Source organism: Bacillus sp. AFS012607 (assembly GCF_002558005.1).
GTDB lineage: Bacteria > Bacillota > Bacilli > Bacillales > Bacillaceae_G > Bacillus_A > Bacillus_A thuringiensis_S.
Genome location: NZ_NTVM01000013.1, coordinates 366,108 through 383,144 on the forward strand (window position 1 = coordinate 366,108; position 17,037 = coordinate 383,144).

The window sequence follows — 17,037 nt, forward strand, 5'->3', positions numbered from 1 at the left end:
AGTTGCACTTTATCATTTCGTTAATTGATGTCTAAATGCATAAATAACCGCCTGTGTCCGGTCACTTACATTTAGTTTATTTAATATATTACTCACATGTGTCTTTACTGTTTTGAGGGCAATAAACAATTCATCTGCAATCTCTTGATTACTTTTCCCCTCTGCAATTAATAACAAAATTTCAGACTCTCTTTCTGTTAACTCCTCATGCAAAGGTTGCTCTTTCTTTTGACGCATACGGGACATCATTTTCCCGGTAACTTTCGGCTCTAATACCGTTTCTCCATCATAAGTAGCTCGTACAGCGTCCGCTATATCACTTGCTCTTGATGTTTTTAATAAATAACTAGTCGCCCCAGCCTCAATAACAGGATACAATTTTTCGTCATCTAAAAAGCTTGTTACAACTACAATTTTTGCTTCTGGCCATTCTTGAATAATAGCACGTGTTGCTTCGACACCATCCATCTCATCCATAACAAGGTCCATTAAAATAATATCCGGTCTTAATTGCAGTGCTAATTCTGATCCTTTTTTTCCATTTTCAGCTTCCCCGACCACTTCAATATCTGGTTGTGTAGATAAATATGCCGATACACCCATACGAACCATTTCATGATCATCGACAAGCAATACTTTTATCATACTTCTCCCCCTCTCTCAAGCATAATTGGTACTTTCACTTCTATTTGTGTACCTTTGGCCGGGAAACTCAGTACCTTGAGTGTCCCACCAATTTCATGAACACGCTCTTGCATCGATCTTAAGCCATAGGAACCGGCTTTATTAACGCCTACTTCAAACCCAACACCGTCATCAATGATTTTTAAAATCGCATATTGATCAATTTTTCGAAGGCGCACTTCTGTTTTCTTTGCCTTCGCGTGTCGCAACGTATTTGATAGCGCTTCTTGCACAATACGGAATAAATGATCTTCTACACCTTTTTTTAATTCTATTGGCTCAATAAGCCATTCAATTTTCATATGTTGTTTTCGCGATAATTCCGTTAATAATTCCTCTATACCTTCTGTCAGTTTCTTACCTTCCAATTGTACAGGACGTAAATGAAGGAGCAATGCTCTCATTTCTGATTGAGCATTTACAACCATATTTTCAACAAGTTGTAATTGTTTTTTTGTCACATCTGGAAATTCAGTTATTTGTTCATTAATCGCTGACATCATCATCGACATTGCGAAAAGCTGCTGACTTACTGAATCATGCAACTCCCTTGCTAAGCGATGCCTTTCTTGAGAAATCGCTTCTTGTCTCATCTCTTCATTCCAATGAGCTCGTTCATTCGTTACTTTTTGAAAGAGTCCAGCTTGCTCCTCTAATCGACGAGCCAGAACGATTACTTTTCGCTCCACTTCATGAAATTCATCATCCGCAGTAAACGAAACATCACTCGGAAAATTCCCTCGCTCTACTTCAAATAGAAAAGTATTTAATCCTTGTATACGCTGCTCTATATAGTAACCGATTGCATATCCTACAATTCCCCCGATAAGTAAACTTGTAGTCATAATAAACAAGCCAATTGGAACAGAAGCGATGGATTCCTTCCATAATAAATCATACACTTGTTGCTCGCTTTTCCATACATATACAATTGTACAAATGAGTGCGATACTAACAGAGGACAACATAGAATAACGAATATACATCCACGAAATATTTTTTTGTTTCTTCATTATACTTTCCTCACTTCCGTGTCGCCTACGACAAGCGAAGAAATAATTTTAATACGACGAGGAGCCTCTTTATACTGCTCTGTTCTAAATGTAACATTGCGGTTAAACCCTGTCTCTTCATGACCTGGCAAGAGCACACGGCCGACAATAACAGAGTGATTTAAAGAAAGTTCAATATCATATGGCACATATAAACGAATATTACCAACGACACCTCGAATAACAATTACTGTTTCTCCTTCTGGAATCATAGCAGTTGTTAAATCTATTTCCACATCACAAGCACCATATTGAACATTAATATCCTCAAGTTCATAAATATGATCCATCATTCGTACATTGCCTACAAACATATTTTTCAAATATGGTTCTGTACGATATATTTGCTTCTCTTCGTCTATAATCCCTTTTTCTTTAATTTCAACCTTCATTGCTTTTTGCTGATGTCCTTGTTGAATCAATTGATAACCAATTAAAGCTAAACAAGCAAATACGACAAGAACAAATGCTGCTGATGAAAATAAGAAAAATAAAAATACGATACCACCAACAAATAAAAATACATTCCCCCGTACATAACGATTCTTTTTACGATAATGCCTTCCAAACATAAGCATAATAAATGCAAAAATGAGACCACCTGGTTCAAAATGTCCAAGTATCATATCAAGAAAAAGACCGAACCCAAATATGATGAGGAGCATCCCCATTAATTGTGTCTTTGAAAAATGTTTCTTCACTTCAGCTCCCCCCTTCTTGTCACATATACATAGAAGAAAAGGCATTGCTTTCCAACACCTTTTCTCCTATCACTATATCATAAGCCTGTTTTATAATATACTACTATTATTTTGTTAACTCTTTCGTTAACGATACATCATTCTTTTCTTTCATTTCACGCTCAAGTTTTGCAATTTTCATATCAAATGTGTCACGCTCATGCCCTTCATTCATACGAGTTTCTAAGTCACGAATGTGATCTTCAATTTCTTCAAATCGTAAGAACGGATTATTTTCATCCATTTTATGCATCGCAGTATTCATCCGACGATTTGCATGTGCCATATTTTCACGTGCCATTAGTTCCATACGCTTTGCGTGCATTTCTTTTAATTTATTTTTCATTTCGGAAAGACGACGCTCTAACTCATCAATTTGCTCTACAACACCTGCATACATTTCTTCTAATCGAGTTACTTGCCCTTCATAATAAGCTACCTCTTCTAACGCACGTTCGTGCAATTGTAATTCGCCTGCTTCTTGAGCAACGATAGCTTGCTTTGATCTTTTATTAACGAAATAACGTGCTTGCTCAAGCTCACGAGCGAAGTTAGATTTTAATGTTTTATGACGCTCAATTAACTTCTCAATTTTTGTTATTTCACGCTCACTATCACGTAAATATTGGTTTAACATCGCAATTGGATTTTTTCTTTCCTTCTCATCTAACACGTTATGAAAATCAGCTAAAATTGCATCGCGTACACGTCCGAATAAAGATTGTTTCATTATAAATCTTCCTCTCTTCTACTTTAATTATAATTTGATTTATTGTTTTAGTTTTTCATTAATTTGTTCCACTCATCTTCAAAGTTGCTATATGGTTTAGAACTTTCTGGAGCAGATTCAACAACTACATCTTTTTCTTTTTTCCACTCACGGTATCCGTAGTATAAAACCACTAAAGCAGCGATACCGATTAATGCTGGTGAATGAGAAAGTGCAATGGATAAACCGATTAAACCAACAATACCCCAAGCTAACTTTCCAAAAAATGATTTAGCTCGCACAAATGATTTATAGCTCCAATATACAACTCCTGCTCCGATTGCGAATCCTACAATACCAGCAAGACTACCAAGAGCAATTAAAGCCAAAATACCGGCTGCGATAAACGCTAGAAATTGTTTCATCTTGTGCTTGCCTCCCTTCGATTTGATACTCTTATCTTAACTATTTTTTCATCTTTCCATAACGAGCTTAAGAACCGTTTTTAACTCAGACTTAAGACCGAGTCATATTCAGCCCTTTACGCAAAAAAACGTGCAGAGTCTATTCTCTGCACGTTTTTTAATTACTAACGTTCATATTAGATTAAGCTGTTTTATGATACTTTTTTTTCTCAGCTACTTTCGAAAACCTTGGAAACCCAATTAAAATAGAAACAATCCCACATACTCCAACTAAAATTGGATAAAATGCATATGGTAACAATTCAACCGGAGATAACGCTGCAAATCCTGCTGCCGTTAACATTTGGGCACCGTACGGGATCAACCCTTGCACACAACATGAGAAAAGATCTAATACACTCGCTGATTTACGAGGATCTATTTCATATTGATCCGCAATATTTTTTGCAAGCGGGCCTGTAAAAATAATCGAAATCGTATTATTTGCTGTACACATATTCGTCATACTCACTAAACCAGCAATACCAAATTCCGCTCCTTTTTTCGAACGAATATTACGTGTTAATACATTCATTAAATATTGAATACCACCATTATATTGGATTAATTCAACCATACCGCCAATTAATATAGCAAGTAATACTAACTCCATCATACCGCCCATTCCAGTCGTTACACTTTTAAAGAAACTTTCTAACGTGTAACTTCCATCTATAAGACCGATAACACCAGATAGTACAGTTCCACCAGTTAATACGATAAGTACATTCCAGCCAAGTAGAGCTGTAATAAGTACTCCTGCGTACGGTAAAATCTTTATCCAATCAAAGCTATGCGCTTTAACCTGCGTATCACTTCCTGAAGTAACTATTACTAATAGTACAATTGTAATAATAGCCGCTGGTAATACAATTAAAAAGTTCGTTTTAAACTTATCTTTCATTTCTGTTCCTTGTGAACGAACAGCTGCGATTGTTGTATCTGAAATAAATGATAAATTATCACCAAACATCGCTCCGCCAACAACAGTAGCCATCGTAAGCGCAATTGAGATATCAGTTTGACCACTAATACCTACAGCAATTGGTGCTAACGCTGCAATTGTTCCCATTGAAGTCCCCATAGCTAATGAAATAAATGCACCAATAACAAAGATTCCAGCTACGATAAATCCTGGCGGTAAAATAGTTAACGCTAAATTAACAGTTGAATCTACCCCGCCCATTCCTTTAGCAGTTTCAGAAAATGCACCAGCAAGCACAAAAATTAATACCATAATCATAATATCTGGATTTCCTGCACCTTTAGCGAACCGCTCTACTTTCACATTAAAACTTTCTTTACGATTCATCACTAAAGCAACTCCTACAGCAATTGAAATCGCTACAAGTATCGGCAATTTATAGAAATCACCTGTAATAATTCCAGAACCAATAAATAGCGCCAAAAATATCCCAAGTGGTAATAAAGCTAAACCATTTCCTCTCGTTTCTTTCAAAGTACCATCTCTCCCTAGTTTCAACCTTTTTCTAATGAATAACAAAAGACCTCTTCCGATGAGAAGAGGTCTTATACATCTATAAGAAACACTCTTCTCATCTTTCAAGCACACGCTTGCTGGATTTGGCACAGCACTCTGAAATCGAGTCCGCTGCCGAGGCATCGTAGGGCCAGTCCCTCCGCCTCTCTTTATAAGAAGGTTTCATATTTATTTTTTAATAATAATTTCTTCCCTAACTTTACTCGCTTACAAAACAAAAGTCAATTATTTTTTGTATAGATTTTTTTGGTAATTATACAAAAATTTGAATACAACAATCATTTTAACTTTTCGATTTCTTCTTCCAATATTGAAATCCAATAAAATTCACTATTTTTTATTGCTGCTAATATCCATTTCGTAGTGTACCAAGCTAACTCATACTCTTCCTTCGTGACATCGCCACTTTTATAAGCATCCTCTAGCTCTTCTTCATCTAATATATACACCTTACCGCTGGGTAATAATACTACATCTAAATATAAATCATCAAAATACGGTAAACCACGATCGTCTATTTCATATTCTTTCGTCACATCAATATAATATTGCACTAAATTGTGCCTATCATCTAACATAGCTGTAATCGCAAAGTTCTTTCCATTAATGAAATATTGAACCCACGTATACCCATCACTTGCAATACAAATTTCTTTACCATCATATTCTTTACAACTAGGCTCTCTCACTTTTTTTATATCCAGTATTCCGAGCATTCCCTCTTCCACTTGCTTAACCGTATAACTCTTTTCTATTAGTCTCTTCCACGAAGCACCGTCACCATATTTACGTTTCATTATGTCTGCTCCTCTTCTATATACAGAAAAGCTCCCACATATTATGTGAGAGCTTGTTCATATTATAATTAAGCAGCTTGACCCTTTTCAGAAATCTCTTTTAAATAAGCTTGTCCTTTTTCAGCGTCATATTGACCTTCCCACTTAGACATAACTACAGCTGCTAAAGAGTTTCCTACAACGTTAACTGCTGTACGAGCCATATCTAAAATACGGTCAATACCAGCAATGAACGCTAAACCTTCAGGTGGAATACCTACTGTACCAAGTGTCGCTAATAATACAACGAATGATACGCCCGGTACACCTGCGATACCTTTTGATGTAACCATTAATACAAGTAATAATGTAATTTGTTGTGTAATAGATAAATCAATACCGTACATTTGTGCCAAGAAAATCGCCGCAATTGCTTGATATAAAGTTGATCCATCTAAGTTAAATGAATAACCTGTCGGAATAACGAAAGATGTAATTGCTTTCGGACAACCGAATTTCTCCATTTTCTCCATGATTTTCGGTAAAACTGTTTCTGAGCTTGCTGTAGAATACGCTAAGATCAGCTCGTCTTTTAAAATCTTAAAGAATTGGAAAATGTTAATTCCAAATATTTTCGCTGTAAGTCCTAAGACAACTACGACGAAGAAGATCATTGCTCCATATACGACAATTAGTAATTTCCCTAATGGAATTAATGAAGCAAGACCAAATGTAGAAACTGTAACACCAATTAGTGCAAACACACCAAATGGTGCAAATTTCATAACTTGGTTTGTTACATAAAACATTGCGTCAGCTACACCTTGGAAAAATTGAAGAACTGGTCTTCCTCTTTCACCAATTGCTGCTACACCTAAACCAAATAGTACAGAGAAGAAGATAATAGCAAGCATATCTCCGTCAGCTAATGACTTCATAATGTTCGTTGGAACAATATTTACAAATGTATCTGCAAATGAATGACTTTGTACTTGCTCTGTTGTATGTGTATATTTTGAAATATCTGTCTTTGTTAACTGCTCCATATTCACGCCTTTTCCTGGTTGGAAAATATTCGCTATTAATAGACCAACAATAATTGCAATTGTTGTAATAATTTCAAAGTAAATAATTGTTTTTCCGCCTAGTCGACCTAGTTTTTTAACATCGCCAACACCAGCAACCCCAACAACAATACTTGCTACAACAATCGGTACAACGATCATTTTAATTAATCGGATGAAAATATCACCAATTGGTTGTAAATAACTCACTACAGCCGGATTGCCAAAGAAAATCGCCCCAACTGCAATACCAAGTGCAAGTCCTATTAATATTTGCCATGCAAGTCCTATTCTTTTCATATTTGTTGTAACCCCCTCTTCGATGTGTCACTCTATCTCTCATTCTATCTCTATAAAACTAAGAAATTAAGAGTATTACATATTATTCGACAATTCACTACATTTTGTCCCTGTTAAAAATCATAAATCAAAATTTAAAATCTGACAACAAAATAACTTTGCTCGAACACAAATAATTTTCTTGACAAAAAATAAACTCATGTCAGAAAACCTCACATGAGAACGATTCCTTACTAGTATTTCATTGGCTTTCTAAGTAATATTTCACCCCATAAAAACTCTTACTTCCCTCCTGTATTTTACAAATAAATCAAAAATTTACCTTTGTTACACATATAAATAAAATGTAAGTACTATGACAATTAAAGTTGAAAAATGATAAATTCCGACAAAACTTAGCAATTTTATAAAGTTTTCTTTACATTATGATTACAACGATAGACACCCTTCTTCTTATGATATATAACATTCATAGGGAAAGGAGTCAGACAACAATGAAAAAGAAATTTGCAGCGTTTAGTGTTTTAGCAGCAGGAACGATTTTTGCTTCCCCGTTACTTTCACCCGTATACGCTGAAACGAATCAAGATAAATTAACTAACATTCAATCTGAATTAGAAGGCAAACAAAGTGACTTACAAAATAAATCAGTCGAGAAAGAACAAATAGAAAAAGAAATTCAAGAATTACAGAAGAAAATCGATGAATTAACTACTTCTATTAATAAAAACGAGGCTGAATTAAACGATACAAAAAAAGAAATTAGCAAAACACAACAAGTAATTACTGACAAAAAGAAACATATAGAACAATTACAAACAAACATAGATACACGTCAGGAAGTTATTAAACAACGATTACAATCTATGCAAGAAAAACCGCGTACAAATATCATTACAGAAGTATTAACAAACTCTACAAACATTGCTGATCTTGTTGATAATATGTACTCCGTAAGTTTAATATTAAACAACGATACAGATATTGTAAAAAAACAAACATCTGATCAAAATGCTGTAACTACAGAAAAAGAAGCTGTTGAGAAAAAAGAACAACAACTGAAAGAATCTGAGCAAAAACTAGAACAAAAACAGCAAGAATTACAAAATAACCAACAACAGCAACAAACTCTTATTAACGATCTACATACGAAAGTAGCAAAAGTAGATTCAGAGATTGAAGGATTAGAAGAATCCAAAGGGATTTTAGAAAATCAACGTCAAGCTGTTCAAAAAGCAATTGAAGAAGAAAAACGTGCCGAAGAAGCTCGTAAAGCGGAAGAAGCTCGCCAGGCAGAAGAGGCTCGCAAACAACAAGCTACTAAATCTGCTCAAGCAACTCAAGCAGCTCCAACACCACATGATACAAATATCGGTGGCTTTATCAAACCAGCAGCTGGATCAAAAACATCCGGATTCGGTGTACGTTCTTTAGATAACCATAAAGGAATTGACATCGCTGCTTCGGGAACGGTTCCAATTATCGCTGCTGCAGATGGCGTTGTTATTCGCTCAGAATTATCATCTAGTTACGGAAACGTAGTGTACTTATCTCACCGTATAAACGGAAAAACATATACGACAGTATATGCTCATATGAATAGCCGTTCCGTGTCGAATGGACAAACTGTAAAACAAGGCGATCAGCTTGGATTTATGGGGAATACGGGCCAATCATACGGACAACATTTACACTTCGAACTTCATCTTGGAGAATGGAATGTCGGCAAGACAAACGCAGTTGACCCATCTACTTATATCGGATTATAAAAAACCTCGGTGCCTACCGAGGTTTTTTATTTACACTTCACACAATATAGGCATTCTACATAAACTATAACTAAATGCCTATAGTTTACGAGGTGATCCATATGAATACGCAATTACAACAAAAAATAGAAGAAGCTAGAACGACATATATCGGCCGGATATTTACATTTGGCGGCTCAGTTTTATTTTTAATCGGTTCATTCCTCGCAGTCACCACAGCCTATAAAGCGTATAATCGGCTATTACATTCATCAACATAAAAAAGACGGTAGATCCCCGTCTTTTTTATGCAAACATTTTAAATATACCTATCGCATTTAAAAATACAATTATTACAGTTACCGGAATGACATAACGAAGTAAGAAGAACCAAATGTTAAATAACGTTTTCCCTTTCGTTTCCGTCACTTCTAATTCTTTCATCAACAATTCTTTACTCATTTTATTTGGTACAAATAATGAAATAGCTAGTACTCCTAACGGCAGCAATACGTTACTTACTGAAAAGTCGACTAAATCAAAAAATGTTTTCCCGAATATTTTCACGTCACTCATTATTCCAAATGATAACGCTGATGGAATACCGACTGCAAAAATAAGAATACCAATTAATAATGATGCTGACGGACGCTTCTTCTCATTACCTTTCGCAACAGATGCTACTACAATTTCAAGCATTGAAATTGCTGATGTTAAAGTCGCAAAGAAGAATAAAATTAAAAACATAATAAAGAAAAATTGACCAAATGGTATTTTTGCAAATACTGCTGGAAGGACGATAAACAGTAATCCCGGTCCTTCAGTCGGTTTAACTCCTAATGCGAAAATCGCTGGGAAAATTGCTAATCCTGCAAGTACTGTAACAAAAACAGTTAAACTTACAATAGATGTTGCTGATTTCGCTAAATGTTCTTCTTTCTTTAAATACGAACTATACGTTACCATTACCGAGGCACCTACAGTTAGCGAGAAGAAAGATTGTCCCATCGCATATAAAATCGTATCTGCTGTAAGCTTTGAAAAATCTGGCTTTAAGAAGAACTCTACTCCAGCAAAAGCACCATCGAGTGTTAACGCACGAACAATAATCGCTATAAATAAAATAAATAATAGCGGCATCATGTACTTACTTGCCTTTTCTATACCTTTCTCTACACCTTTACTTACCACAAAAATTGTACAAAGCATAAAGATAAATTGTGCTCCAATCGCACTTAACGGATTTGAAATCGTTTCACCAAACAATTGTCCATAATCAGCTACTCCATTCCAGAAACTGCCTGTCACACTATAATATAAATAAAGTAAAATCCATCCACCTACAACACTATAAAAAGATAGTACACTAAAACAAGTAACAACTCCCATACGACCAATCCAAGGATATAATTTGCTATTTGGCACTAATACTTTATAAGCTGTAACCGCCTCTTTTTGCGTGCTACGTCCAATAACAAACTCCGCTATTAGAAGAGGCATACCTATAAATAAAGTTAATAGTAAAAATACAAGGAAGAATGCTCCTCCCCCGCCATTACCTGCAACATATGGAAATTTCCATATCGCACCAAGACCTACTGCGGCTCCGGCTGCTGCGAGTACAAAGCCTATTTTCGACGTCCATTGCTGTGTTTCTTTCATCATAAATTCTCCTTTTCTGAATATTTAAACTTTTGTTAATTATACACTTTCATTTCATACTCGCACACCTCCTTTAGAAAATAAAAAAGTCCTCTACACGCAAATATGCATGTAGAGGACGATATATGTAATGTAAATACCGTGGTACCACCTCAATTGGATTGATAAATCCCACTTGTTCAAGTACAGGAATAATTCCGATACTCTATCCTTTTAACGGCGGAACCCGGGTTGCCTACTACAATGTTCAACATACCTCTCGCAAGCCCATTCTGTATAATTTATCGTACCGGGCTCCCACCTAACCCCAGCTCTCTGAACGCATCAAATATACGTACTCTTCTTGCTCATCGATTTCATCTATTGAAGTTACTTGTGATTATAAATTATATTTTTATATTTGTAAAGCGCACTTTATCTTTTATTATTTTAAAACCTTTTCCTCTAATTCTCGCAAAAAACTTTCTCTTTTCCCCTCGTTTTGCATATATACTGATTTCAACACTTCCTGGAGCAATATATTTCGTTCCCTCTTTTCTAACTGTAAATCTTTTAACTTCACCCTTACTTCATATAAAAAATCTAAATACGATTCATATGTCTCATCATATTTATTTGCAATCTCATCTCGAATTTTTTTTGCGAGCTTCGGGCTCGCTCCCCCAGTAGAAACTGCTATATTAAGCAAACCACGATGAATCGCTGCCGGAAAATGAACATTACCACTTTCCGGATTTGTAATAACATTTACTAATTGATTCTCCGCGGCATCTTCAGCAACTTGTTCATTTAATATTGAATCACTACTCGCTGCAACAACTAAAAAAGCACTTTTAATATCACTTTTTTCATATTCTCTTTGATACCAACGAATTTTCTTTTCTTCCACAAGTTTTACTAAATTCGCATCTAATTCTGGACTGATTACAACTATATCTGCACCTTGTTTGAGTAAAGGAATAATTTTAAATCCTGCAACTTTTCCCCCACCAATAACAACAACACGTTTCTCATTAACTCGCACTGTAAGTGGATACATACTGATCTCCCTTCAATAACTCCGTCGTTTTCTGAATTAACATATCTTGAAACGCTTCATTCTTCCCTAAATATGGACTGATTTTTATCTCTTCCAATTCATATTGGCGCACTTCTTTCTCAATATGTTTCATAAGTAAACCTGTAAATAACAAGTAAGGCAGTACAACGATGTTCTTTTCTTTTCGTTCTACAACTTCCTTTAACTTCTCCTCAAATTTTGGCTCTGCAGCCGCTAAATAACAAACTTCTACTTTTTTAACCTTCTCTTCCGTTTGAAATAAAGAGGCAATCCAGTTTATATCTCTTAATACTTCAGGATCACTGCTCCCTCTTGCAACGAGAAGTAACGTCACTTCATTTTTATCTTCCTGTTCGATGCCACTTCCGCTATACACCGATTTAACAAGTGTTTCTGACACACCAAACGGATTACCATAAGTCACTTTAACATTCGGATATTGATTCTTGAGCTTTACCAATTCAAACGGGATATCTTTTTTTACATGACCTGCCGCTAATAAAAAAACTGGAATAACAATAACCTCTGTAGCACCACGCTTCAAACATATACGGAACCCTTCATCAATATTTGGATTCGCTAACTCTAAAAAACAAACTTCTTGAATATTCGCTTCTATACGACTCATACACGATGTAATAAATTGAATCGCCTCTTCTTTTGCTGTCTTCAAACGACTTCCATGACATATATATAAGACGGCTTTCATTTTACAACACTCCACTTACTTGATAAGCATTTTCCGTTTGCTTCTCAAACCAATGAATTTTTTCTCTAAAACGGACAACTTCTCCAATTACAATCATGCTCGGATTTTGAATTTGCTCTTTTTTCGCAACATCTACAATTGTCCCTAACGTTCCAACAACTGTGCGCTGCATAGACGTCGTCCCCTGCTCAATAATAGCAGCTGGCGTACTTTTATCTTTTCCATGCTTCATCAGTTGTTCGCATATGTAGGATAAATTACTAACCCCCATATATACAGCTAACGTCTCTACACCTTTCGCTAAATTTTCCCATTTCACTTCTTCTTTAGCACCTTCTTTCCTATGCCCAGTCACAATAGCAAAACTTGCACTTGCATCACGGTGCGTCACTGGAATACCAGCATAAGCAGGTGCAGCTATTCCAGACGAAATGCCTGGGACGATTTCAAATGGTACACCTTGCTTTGCTAATGCTTCCGCTTCTTCTCCTCCTCTACCAAATACAAATGGATCACCGCCCTTAAGCCTCGTTACAACTTTTCCTTTTTTCGCATATTTAATAAGAAATGTGTTAATTGTCTCTTGCTTCATCGTGTGATAATTCGGGAGTTTCCCGCAATAAATTAAATCCGCTTCAGGCTTTGCATATGAAAGCAATTCTTTATTCACGAGACGGTCATATAAAATAACATCTGCCTTCTCAATACATTTCAATCCTTTAACAGTAATTAAATCCGGATCGCCAGGACCCGCTCCAACTATATACACCTTCCCCATCATCTCTCCTCATTTCTTCTATTAAAATGAAACTTCCATTCGTATATAAGAATGGAAGTTTTTATTTTTTCGTATTACTGATCTCTACTCATGAATAACAAATGCCGCACCTTTTCGAATCTTCTTTTTTTCAAATAAGGAGATTTCCTTTACTTCTGGCAACGGTAAAAAATGCTTTTCAAGCTCAATCTCCGCAAGCTTAAATGCCTGCTCTTCACTTTGAGCAACAACAACAATCGGAACGATATTATTCGCTAACACAGCTTCAAATCGATATAATTCCATATTGCCCCTCCTAAGACGCTATTACTTCTTCTAACACGTTATTTAAAGCTATTTGCAATGTATCTACACCGATACGTCCGACAAAATCATAAAATGTTTCGGCAGGTAACTTATTCTCTTTAAAATAACTTATAAATGATGCGAGTACATCCGGTAAATCCTCGCCATCTATTTTCCCTTTTAACTTTTGATTATAGGCACCGCCATCTAACAACGTTCCACCTACATATATTTCAAATGCTTCAACAATCCCTTTTTCCTTCGTTTTCATTTTTACCCCTTGTAATCCGATGTCAGCAATTTGACGTTGACCACATGAATTTGGGCATCCTACCATATGAATTCGAACTGGAACATCAAGTGCAATTTCTGTATCTAAGTATTCTGCAATTTTCCGTAATCTTTCTTTCGTTTCTACTAGAGCAAGATTGCAATATTCAATACCAGTACATGAAACCGCATGACCAATAAATGATTTCGGACTTGCAGATATCGCTTCAAACAACGGTTCACTTAATAAACCCGTTACATTTTCTGGTGGAACATTCGGAATGATGAAGTTTTGTGAGTTACACGTACGAATTTGTCCATTTCCATACTGCTTTGCAATTCTTGCAATCTCAAACATTTCTTTTGCATGTAAACGACCTACCGGCACATTAAAACCGACATATTTTAATCCATCTTGTTTTTGATCTTGAACACCATAAAAATAGCCTGCATTCCATCCTTTAAGTGCACTTTCTCCTTTACTTTGCAATGGTCCTGTATACTCTATTAGTTTCTCTTTAAATTTCTCTGCTCCCCAGTCTGCAACAAGAAATTTCAAACGAGCTAAATGACGTTTCTCGCGATATCCAAAATCACGGAATATAGTAGCAATCCCAATTGCTACCGCCTTCACTTCTTCTGGTAAAACGAACACATCTAATTCATCAGCTAAATATGGACGGGCTGATAATCCACCGCCTACTTTTATATGAAAACCAACTTTTTTCTCACCGTCTATTTCTTTCGTAGCAGGTGTAAATGCAACACAGTTAATCTCTGCGTTTGCCGAGTTATAAACGTTAGAACTAATAGACATTTTAAATTTACGTGGTAAGTTAGAAAACTCTTCATTATGTTGGAAATAGTCATATACCTCCTTCACAATATGCGTTGTATCAAACAGTTCATTCGCATCAATTCCTGCAAGTGGATTACCTGTAATATTACGTGTTATATCACCACACGCCCCTGCTGAAGATAACCCAACTCTTGCTAATCTTTTAAAAATATCTGGCATTTGCTGAATTTCTAACCAGTGAAACTGAATCGCCTGTCTTGTCGTAATATCTATTACATCACGTCCATAATCCTCAGCGATAGAAGCAAGCACTTCCGCCTGCGCATTTGTAATAATCCCTGAAGGAATATTTACACGCATCATAAAATAGCCAGCTTCTTTCGGTCTTTGCAAATACAATCCTGCCCATTTAAATGCGTCCCACTCTTCTTTCGGAATAGATTCGAATCCATTTTCCGCATAGTAAGGAATATCATTAAAAATTTCCAAACCATCTTTTGCTAATTTATTTTTCTCAGTCTGATTTAATTTTTCATTATTAGCCCATACTTTTTCATAACTCATTTTTAAATCCCCCTATATAAAGTGAAACTTTAATCAACCCTCACCAATCGGGCATTTACAGCCTGCTCCAGCCGAATTTTGAGGTGGGCGTTTTACTTCCCAGCAAACAACGGGACAAAACTACGCTCTTGTAAGTACTTCACGATTTGTTCTGCACATTCTTCAATAGAATACTTGTGCGTTTCTACAATTAATTCCGCTCGATCTGGTTCCTCATACGGTGAATCAATACCTGTAAAATCTTTAATATCACCTTGTCTCGCTTTTTTGTATAACCCTTTTGGATCACGTTTTTCACACTCTTCAATTGGACATTTTACAAACACTTCTATAAACTCATCTGCCGCTAATAGATCCCTAACTTGTTTGCGATCTACTCGAAATGGTGAAATAAATGCTGTAAGGACAACTGTTCCTTGATCTACAAATAACTTTGCCACTTCGCCAATACGTCTTATATTTTCCATGCGATCACTTTCAGAAAATCCTAAGTCTTTATTTAAACCGTGGCGAATGTTATCCCCATCCAGCACATAATTTCCAATATTCTTTTCAAACAGTTTACGAGCGACCGCATTCGCTACTGTAGATTTACCCGAAGCTGATAAACCAGTAAACCAAATTACAAAACTGTGATGTCCATTCTTCACTCTTCTATCATCTTTTGAAACCGAAGCTATATGCCAAGTAATATTCGTATCCATCTCGTTCTCTCCCTATTCTGTTACTACTTCTTTTTTTAAACCTTTAATTAGCACTTCTACTACTTCTTTACGACTAAATGTACTTGGCGGAATCTCACCGTTTCTTAATAATTCTCTTACTTTCGTACCCGATAAAATAACATGATCTTCTTTTCCGTGCGGACATGTTTTCGTTGAAGCCATCGCTTCACATTTCGTGCAGTAAAAACTATGTTCAAAGAATAGTGGTGTAATGCCTAACTCTTCTATCGTAAAATTCGTGAAGATTTCTTGCGCTTCGTATGTTCCGTAATAATCTCCTACTCCGGCATGATCACGCCCTACAATAAAGTGTGTACATCCAAAATTCTTTCTTACTAACGCATGAAATATAGCTTCCCTTGGTCCTGCGTAACGCATTGCAGCAGGAAATACACTTAAAAAGACACGATTTTTCGGATAATAGTTTTGAAGGAGTACTTCATAGCTTTCCATTCTTACATCAGCAGGAATATCATCCGATTTCGTTTCTCCAACGAGTGGATTTAAAAAGAGACCATCTACAATTTCAAGAGCAGATTTTTGAATATACTCATGGGCACGATGTACCGGGTTTCTCGTTTGAAATCCGACTACTGTTTTCCACCCACGTTTTTTAAATTCTTCTCTCGTTTCAATTGGGTCTAAACGATAAGAAGGAAATTGATTATTTTCAAAGCGTTTTGTTAGAATAATAGTTCCTCCAACGTAAACGTTTGGCCGTTCATATAACTTTTTCACTCCTGGATGAACCTCATCCGTTGTTTTATATACAAGTAACGCTTCTTTTTCTTTATCTGGTACGAAAATATCTTCTATTTGAATAACACCATATATATTTCCATTGTTGACAAGCTTTACTTCCTCTCCAGTCTTCAGGCTTTCTGCGACTTCTTCTGTTACCGGTAATGTAATCGGTATACTCCACACACTACCATTTGCTAAACGAAGCGTTTCTACGACTGAATCATAATCTTCCTTCCCTAAAAAACCAGTAAGCGGGCTATATCCACCTGTCGCCAATAGTTCTAAATCACTTAAAGCAATATTGTCTAATTTAATTTCTTTTTCAATTTGTGATACCTCATATGTCTCATCTATACGGTTTACTAATTCGTTTACTGTGCTCATTTTCTATATCCCCTCTTAG

At 36.0% G+C, this 17,037-nt stretch carries 18 protein-coding genes, 1 riboswitch and 1 other annotated feature; of the genes, 2 read left to right on the forward strand and 16 right to left on the reverse strand.

The annotated features are described in order from the left end of the window. Positions 1-12: 12 nt before the first annotated feature. The 8 genes from CN409_RS18580 to gltP form a co-directional block, all read right to left on the reverse strand. The gene (locus tag CN409_RS18580) at positions 13-645 is read right to left on the reverse strand and encodes a response regulator (RefSeq protein ID WP_000598702.1); all 633 of its coding nucleotides are present in this window, start codon (positions 643-645) and stop codon (positions 13-15) included. Next, positions 642-1,697 carry a sensor histidine kinase gene (locus CN409_RS18585; RefSeq protein WP_000744327.1) on the reverse strand — a complete coding sequence of 352 codons (1,056 nt, stop codon included), beginning with the start codon at positions 1,695-1,697 and terminating at the stop codon, positions 642-644. The genes CN409_RS18580 and CN409_RS18585 overlap by 4 nt, the downstream gene beginning before the upstream one ends. Then, positions 1,697-2,437: a cell wall-active antibiotics response protein LiaF gene (gene liaF / locus CN409_RS18590; RefSeq protein ID WP_000716094.1), complete on the reverse strand. Its 741-nt coding sequence runs from the start codon at positions 2,435-2,437 to the stop codon at positions 1,697-1,699. Before liaF ends, CN409_RS18585 begins: the two co-directional genes overlap by 1 nt. A gap of 106 nt (positions 2,438-2,543) precedes the next feature. Beyond that, complete coding sequence (locus tag CN409_RS18595) at positions 2,544-3,206, reverse strand: PspA/IM30 family protein (RefSeq protein WP_000814131.1); 663 nt, start codon at positions 3,204-3,206, stop codon at positions 2,544-2,546. Between the two features lie 47 nt (positions 3,207-3,253). Next, entirely contained in the window at positions 3,254-3,610 is a 357-nt protein-coding gene (locus CN409_RS18600; protein ID WP_000808640.1) for a lmo0954 family membrane protein, read from the reverse strand. A 181-nt stretch (positions 3,611-3,791) separates the two neighbouring features. After that, positions 3,792-5,108 carry a Na+/H+ antiporter NhaC family protein gene (locus CN409_RS18605; protein WP_000665498.1) on the reverse strand — a complete coding sequence of 439 codons (1,317 nt, stop codon included), beginning with the start codon at positions 5,106-5,108 and terminating at the stop codon, positions 3,792-3,794. 94 nt (positions 5,109-5,202) lie between these two features. Beyond that, positions 5,203-5,308, reverse strand: a riboswitch (SAM riboswitch). A 120-nt stretch (positions 5,309-5,428) separates the two neighbouring features. After that, complete coding sequence (locus CN409_RS18610) at positions 5,429-5,947, reverse strand: ribonuclease FAU-1 family protein (RefSeq protein ID WP_000824630.1); 519 nt, start codon at positions 5,945-5,947, stop codon at positions 5,429-5,431. 68 nt (positions 5,948-6,015) lie between these two features. Next, complete coding sequence (gltP, locus tag CN409_RS18615; RefSeq protein ID WP_000821134.1) at positions 6,016-7,290, reverse strand: glutamate/aspartate:proton symporter GltP; 1,275 nt, start codon at positions 7,288-7,290, stop codon at positions 6,016-6,018. Positions 7,291-7,784: 494 nt separating this feature from the next. Here gltP and CN409_RS18620 point away from each other — a divergent pair, with 494 nt between their 5' ends. Both CN409_RS18620 and CN409_RS31910 read left to right on the forward strand, forming a co-directional pair. Next, positions 7,785-9,059 carry a murein hydrolase activator EnvC family protein gene (locus CN409_RS18620; RefSeq protein ID WP_081143516.1) on the forward strand — a complete coding sequence of 425 codons (1,275 nt, stop codon included), beginning with the start codon at positions 7,785-7,787 and terminating at the stop codon, positions 9,057-9,059. A gap of 101 nt (positions 9,060-9,160) precedes the next feature. Continuing rightward, complete coding sequence (locus tag CN409_RS31910; protein ID WP_001096007.1) at positions 9,161-9,319, forward strand: hypothetical protein; 159 nt, start codon at positions 9,161-9,163, stop codon at positions 9,317-9,319. Between the two features lie 25 nt (positions 9,320-9,344). Here CN409_RS31910 and CN409_RS18625 read toward each other — a convergent pair whose 3' ends face one another. From CN409_RS18625 to sat, 8 genes are all read right to left on the reverse strand, one after another. Beyond that, the gene (locus CN409_RS18625; protein WP_000665434.1) at positions 9,345-10,700 is read right to left on the reverse strand and encodes a sodium-dependent transporter; all 1,356 of its coding nucleotides are present in this window, start codon (positions 10,698-10,700) and stop codon (positions 9,345-9,347) included. 111 nt (positions 10,701-10,811) lie between these two features. Next, positions 10,812-11,060: a binding site (T-box leader), on the reverse strand. A gap of 64 nt (positions 11,061-11,124) precedes the next feature. Next, on the reverse strand, positions 11,125-11,739 hold the full coding sequence (locus CN409_RS18635; protein ID WP_000283361.1) for an NAD(P)-binding protein: 615 nt from the start codon (positions 11,737-11,739) through the stop codon (positions 11,125-11,127). Beyond that, positions 11,714-12,469 carry a sirohydrochlorin chelatase gene (locus tag CN409_RS18640; RefSeq protein WP_042597455.1) on the reverse strand — a complete coding sequence of 252 codons (756 nt, stop codon included), beginning with the start codon at positions 12,467-12,469 and terminating at the stop codon, positions 11,714-11,716. Before CN409_RS18640 ends, CN409_RS18635 begins: the two co-directional genes overlap by 26 nt. A gap of 1 nt (position 12,470) precedes the next feature. Next, positions 12,471-13,247, reverse strand: coding sequence for a uroporphyrinogen-III C-methyltransferase (gene cobA, locus CN409_RS18645; RefSeq protein ID WP_081143383.1), 777 nt, complete (start codon positions 13,245-13,247; stop codon positions 12,471-12,473). An 84-nt stretch (positions 13,248-13,331) separates the two neighbouring features. Then, positions 13,332-13,532, reverse strand: a complete 201-nt coding sequence (locus CN409_RS18650) for a DUF3906 family protein (RefSeq protein ID WP_000424929.1) — start codon at positions 13,530-13,532, stop codon at positions 13,332-13,334. 10 nt (positions 13,533-13,542) lie between these two features. Then, positions 13,543-15,165 carry a nitrite/sulfite reductase gene (locus CN409_RS18655; RefSeq protein ID WP_000119600.1) on the reverse strand — a complete coding sequence of 541 codons (1,623 nt, stop codon included), beginning with the start codon at positions 15,163-15,165 and terminating at the stop codon, positions 13,543-13,545. A 92-nt stretch (positions 15,166-15,257) separates the two neighbouring features. Beyond that, positions 15,258-15,869, reverse strand: coding sequence for an adenylyl-sulfate kinase (cysC, locus tag CN409_RS18660; RefSeq protein WP_000380490.1), 612 nt, complete (start codon positions 15,867-15,869; stop codon positions 15,258-15,260). Between the two features lie 12 nt (positions 15,870-15,881). Then, positions 15,882-17,018 carry a sulfate adenylyltransferase gene (sat, locus tag CN409_RS18665; RefSeq protein ID WP_000108784.1) on the reverse strand — a complete coding sequence of 379 codons (1,137 nt, stop codon included), beginning with the start codon at positions 17,016-17,018 and terminating at the stop codon, positions 15,882-15,884. Positions 17,019-17,037: the final 19 nt, after the last annotated feature.

Coding starts and splice junctions, on each gene's coding strand:
- CN409_RS18595 (WP_000814131.1), bottom strand. CDS start 3,206: ATGAAACAATCTTTATTCGGACGTGTACGCGATGCAATTTTAGCTGAT.
- cobA (WP_081143383.1), bottom strand. CDS start 13,247: ATGGGGAAGGTGTATATAGTTGGAGCGGGTCCTGGCGATCCGGATTTA.
- CN409_RS18650 (WP_000424929.1), bottom strand. CDS start 13,532: ATGGAATTATATCGATTTGAAGCTGTGTTAGCGAATAATATCGTTCCG.
- CN409_RS18600 (WP_000808640.1), bottom strand. CDS start 3,610: ATGAAACAATTTCTAGCGTTTATCGCAGCCGGTATTTTGGCTTTAATT.
- gltP (WP_000821134.1), bottom strand. CDS start 7,290: ATGAAAAGAATAGGACTTGCATGGCAAATATTAATAGGACTTGCACTT.
- CN409_RS18625 (WP_000665434.1), bottom strand. CDS start 10,700: ATGAAAGAAACACAGCAATGGACGTCGAAAATAGGCTTTGTACTCGCA.
- CN409_RS18635 (WP_000283361.1), bottom strand. CDS start 11,739: ATGTATCCACTTACAGTGCGAGTTAATGAGAAACGTGTTGTTGTTATT.
- cysC (WP_000380490.1), bottom strand. CDS start 15,869: ATGGATACGAATATTACTTGGCATATAGCTTCGGTTTCAAAAGATGAT.
- CN409_RS31910 (WP_001096007.1), top strand. CDS start 9,161: ATGAATACGCAATTACAACAAAAAATAGAAGAAGCTAGAACGACATAT.
- CN409_RS18640 (WP_042597455.1), bottom strand. CDS start 12,469: ATGAAAGCCGTCTTATATATATGTCATGGAAGTCGTTTGAAGACAGCA.
- CN409_RS18585 (WP_000744327.1), bottom strand. CDS start 1,697: ATGAAGAAACAAAAAAATATTTCGTGGATGTATATTCGTTATTCTATG.
- CN409_RS18580 (WP_000598702.1), bottom strand. CDS start 645: ATGATAAAAGTATTGCTTGTCGATGATCATGAAATGGTTCGTATGGGT.
- CN409_RS18620 (WP_081143516.1), top strand. CDS start 7,785: ATGAAAAAGAAATTTGCAGCGTTTAGTGTTTTAGCAGCAGGAACGATT.
- CN409_RS18655 (WP_000119600.1), bottom strand. CDS start 15,165: ATGAGTTATGAAAAAGTATGGGCTAATAATGAAAAATTAAATCAGACT.
- CN409_RS18610 (WP_000824630.1), bottom strand. CDS start 5,947: ATGAAACGTAAATATGGTGACGGTGCTTCGTGGAAGAGACTAATAGAA.
- sat (WP_000108784.1), bottom strand. CDS start 17,018: ATGAGCACAGTAAACGAATTAGTAAACCGTATAGATGAGACATATGAG.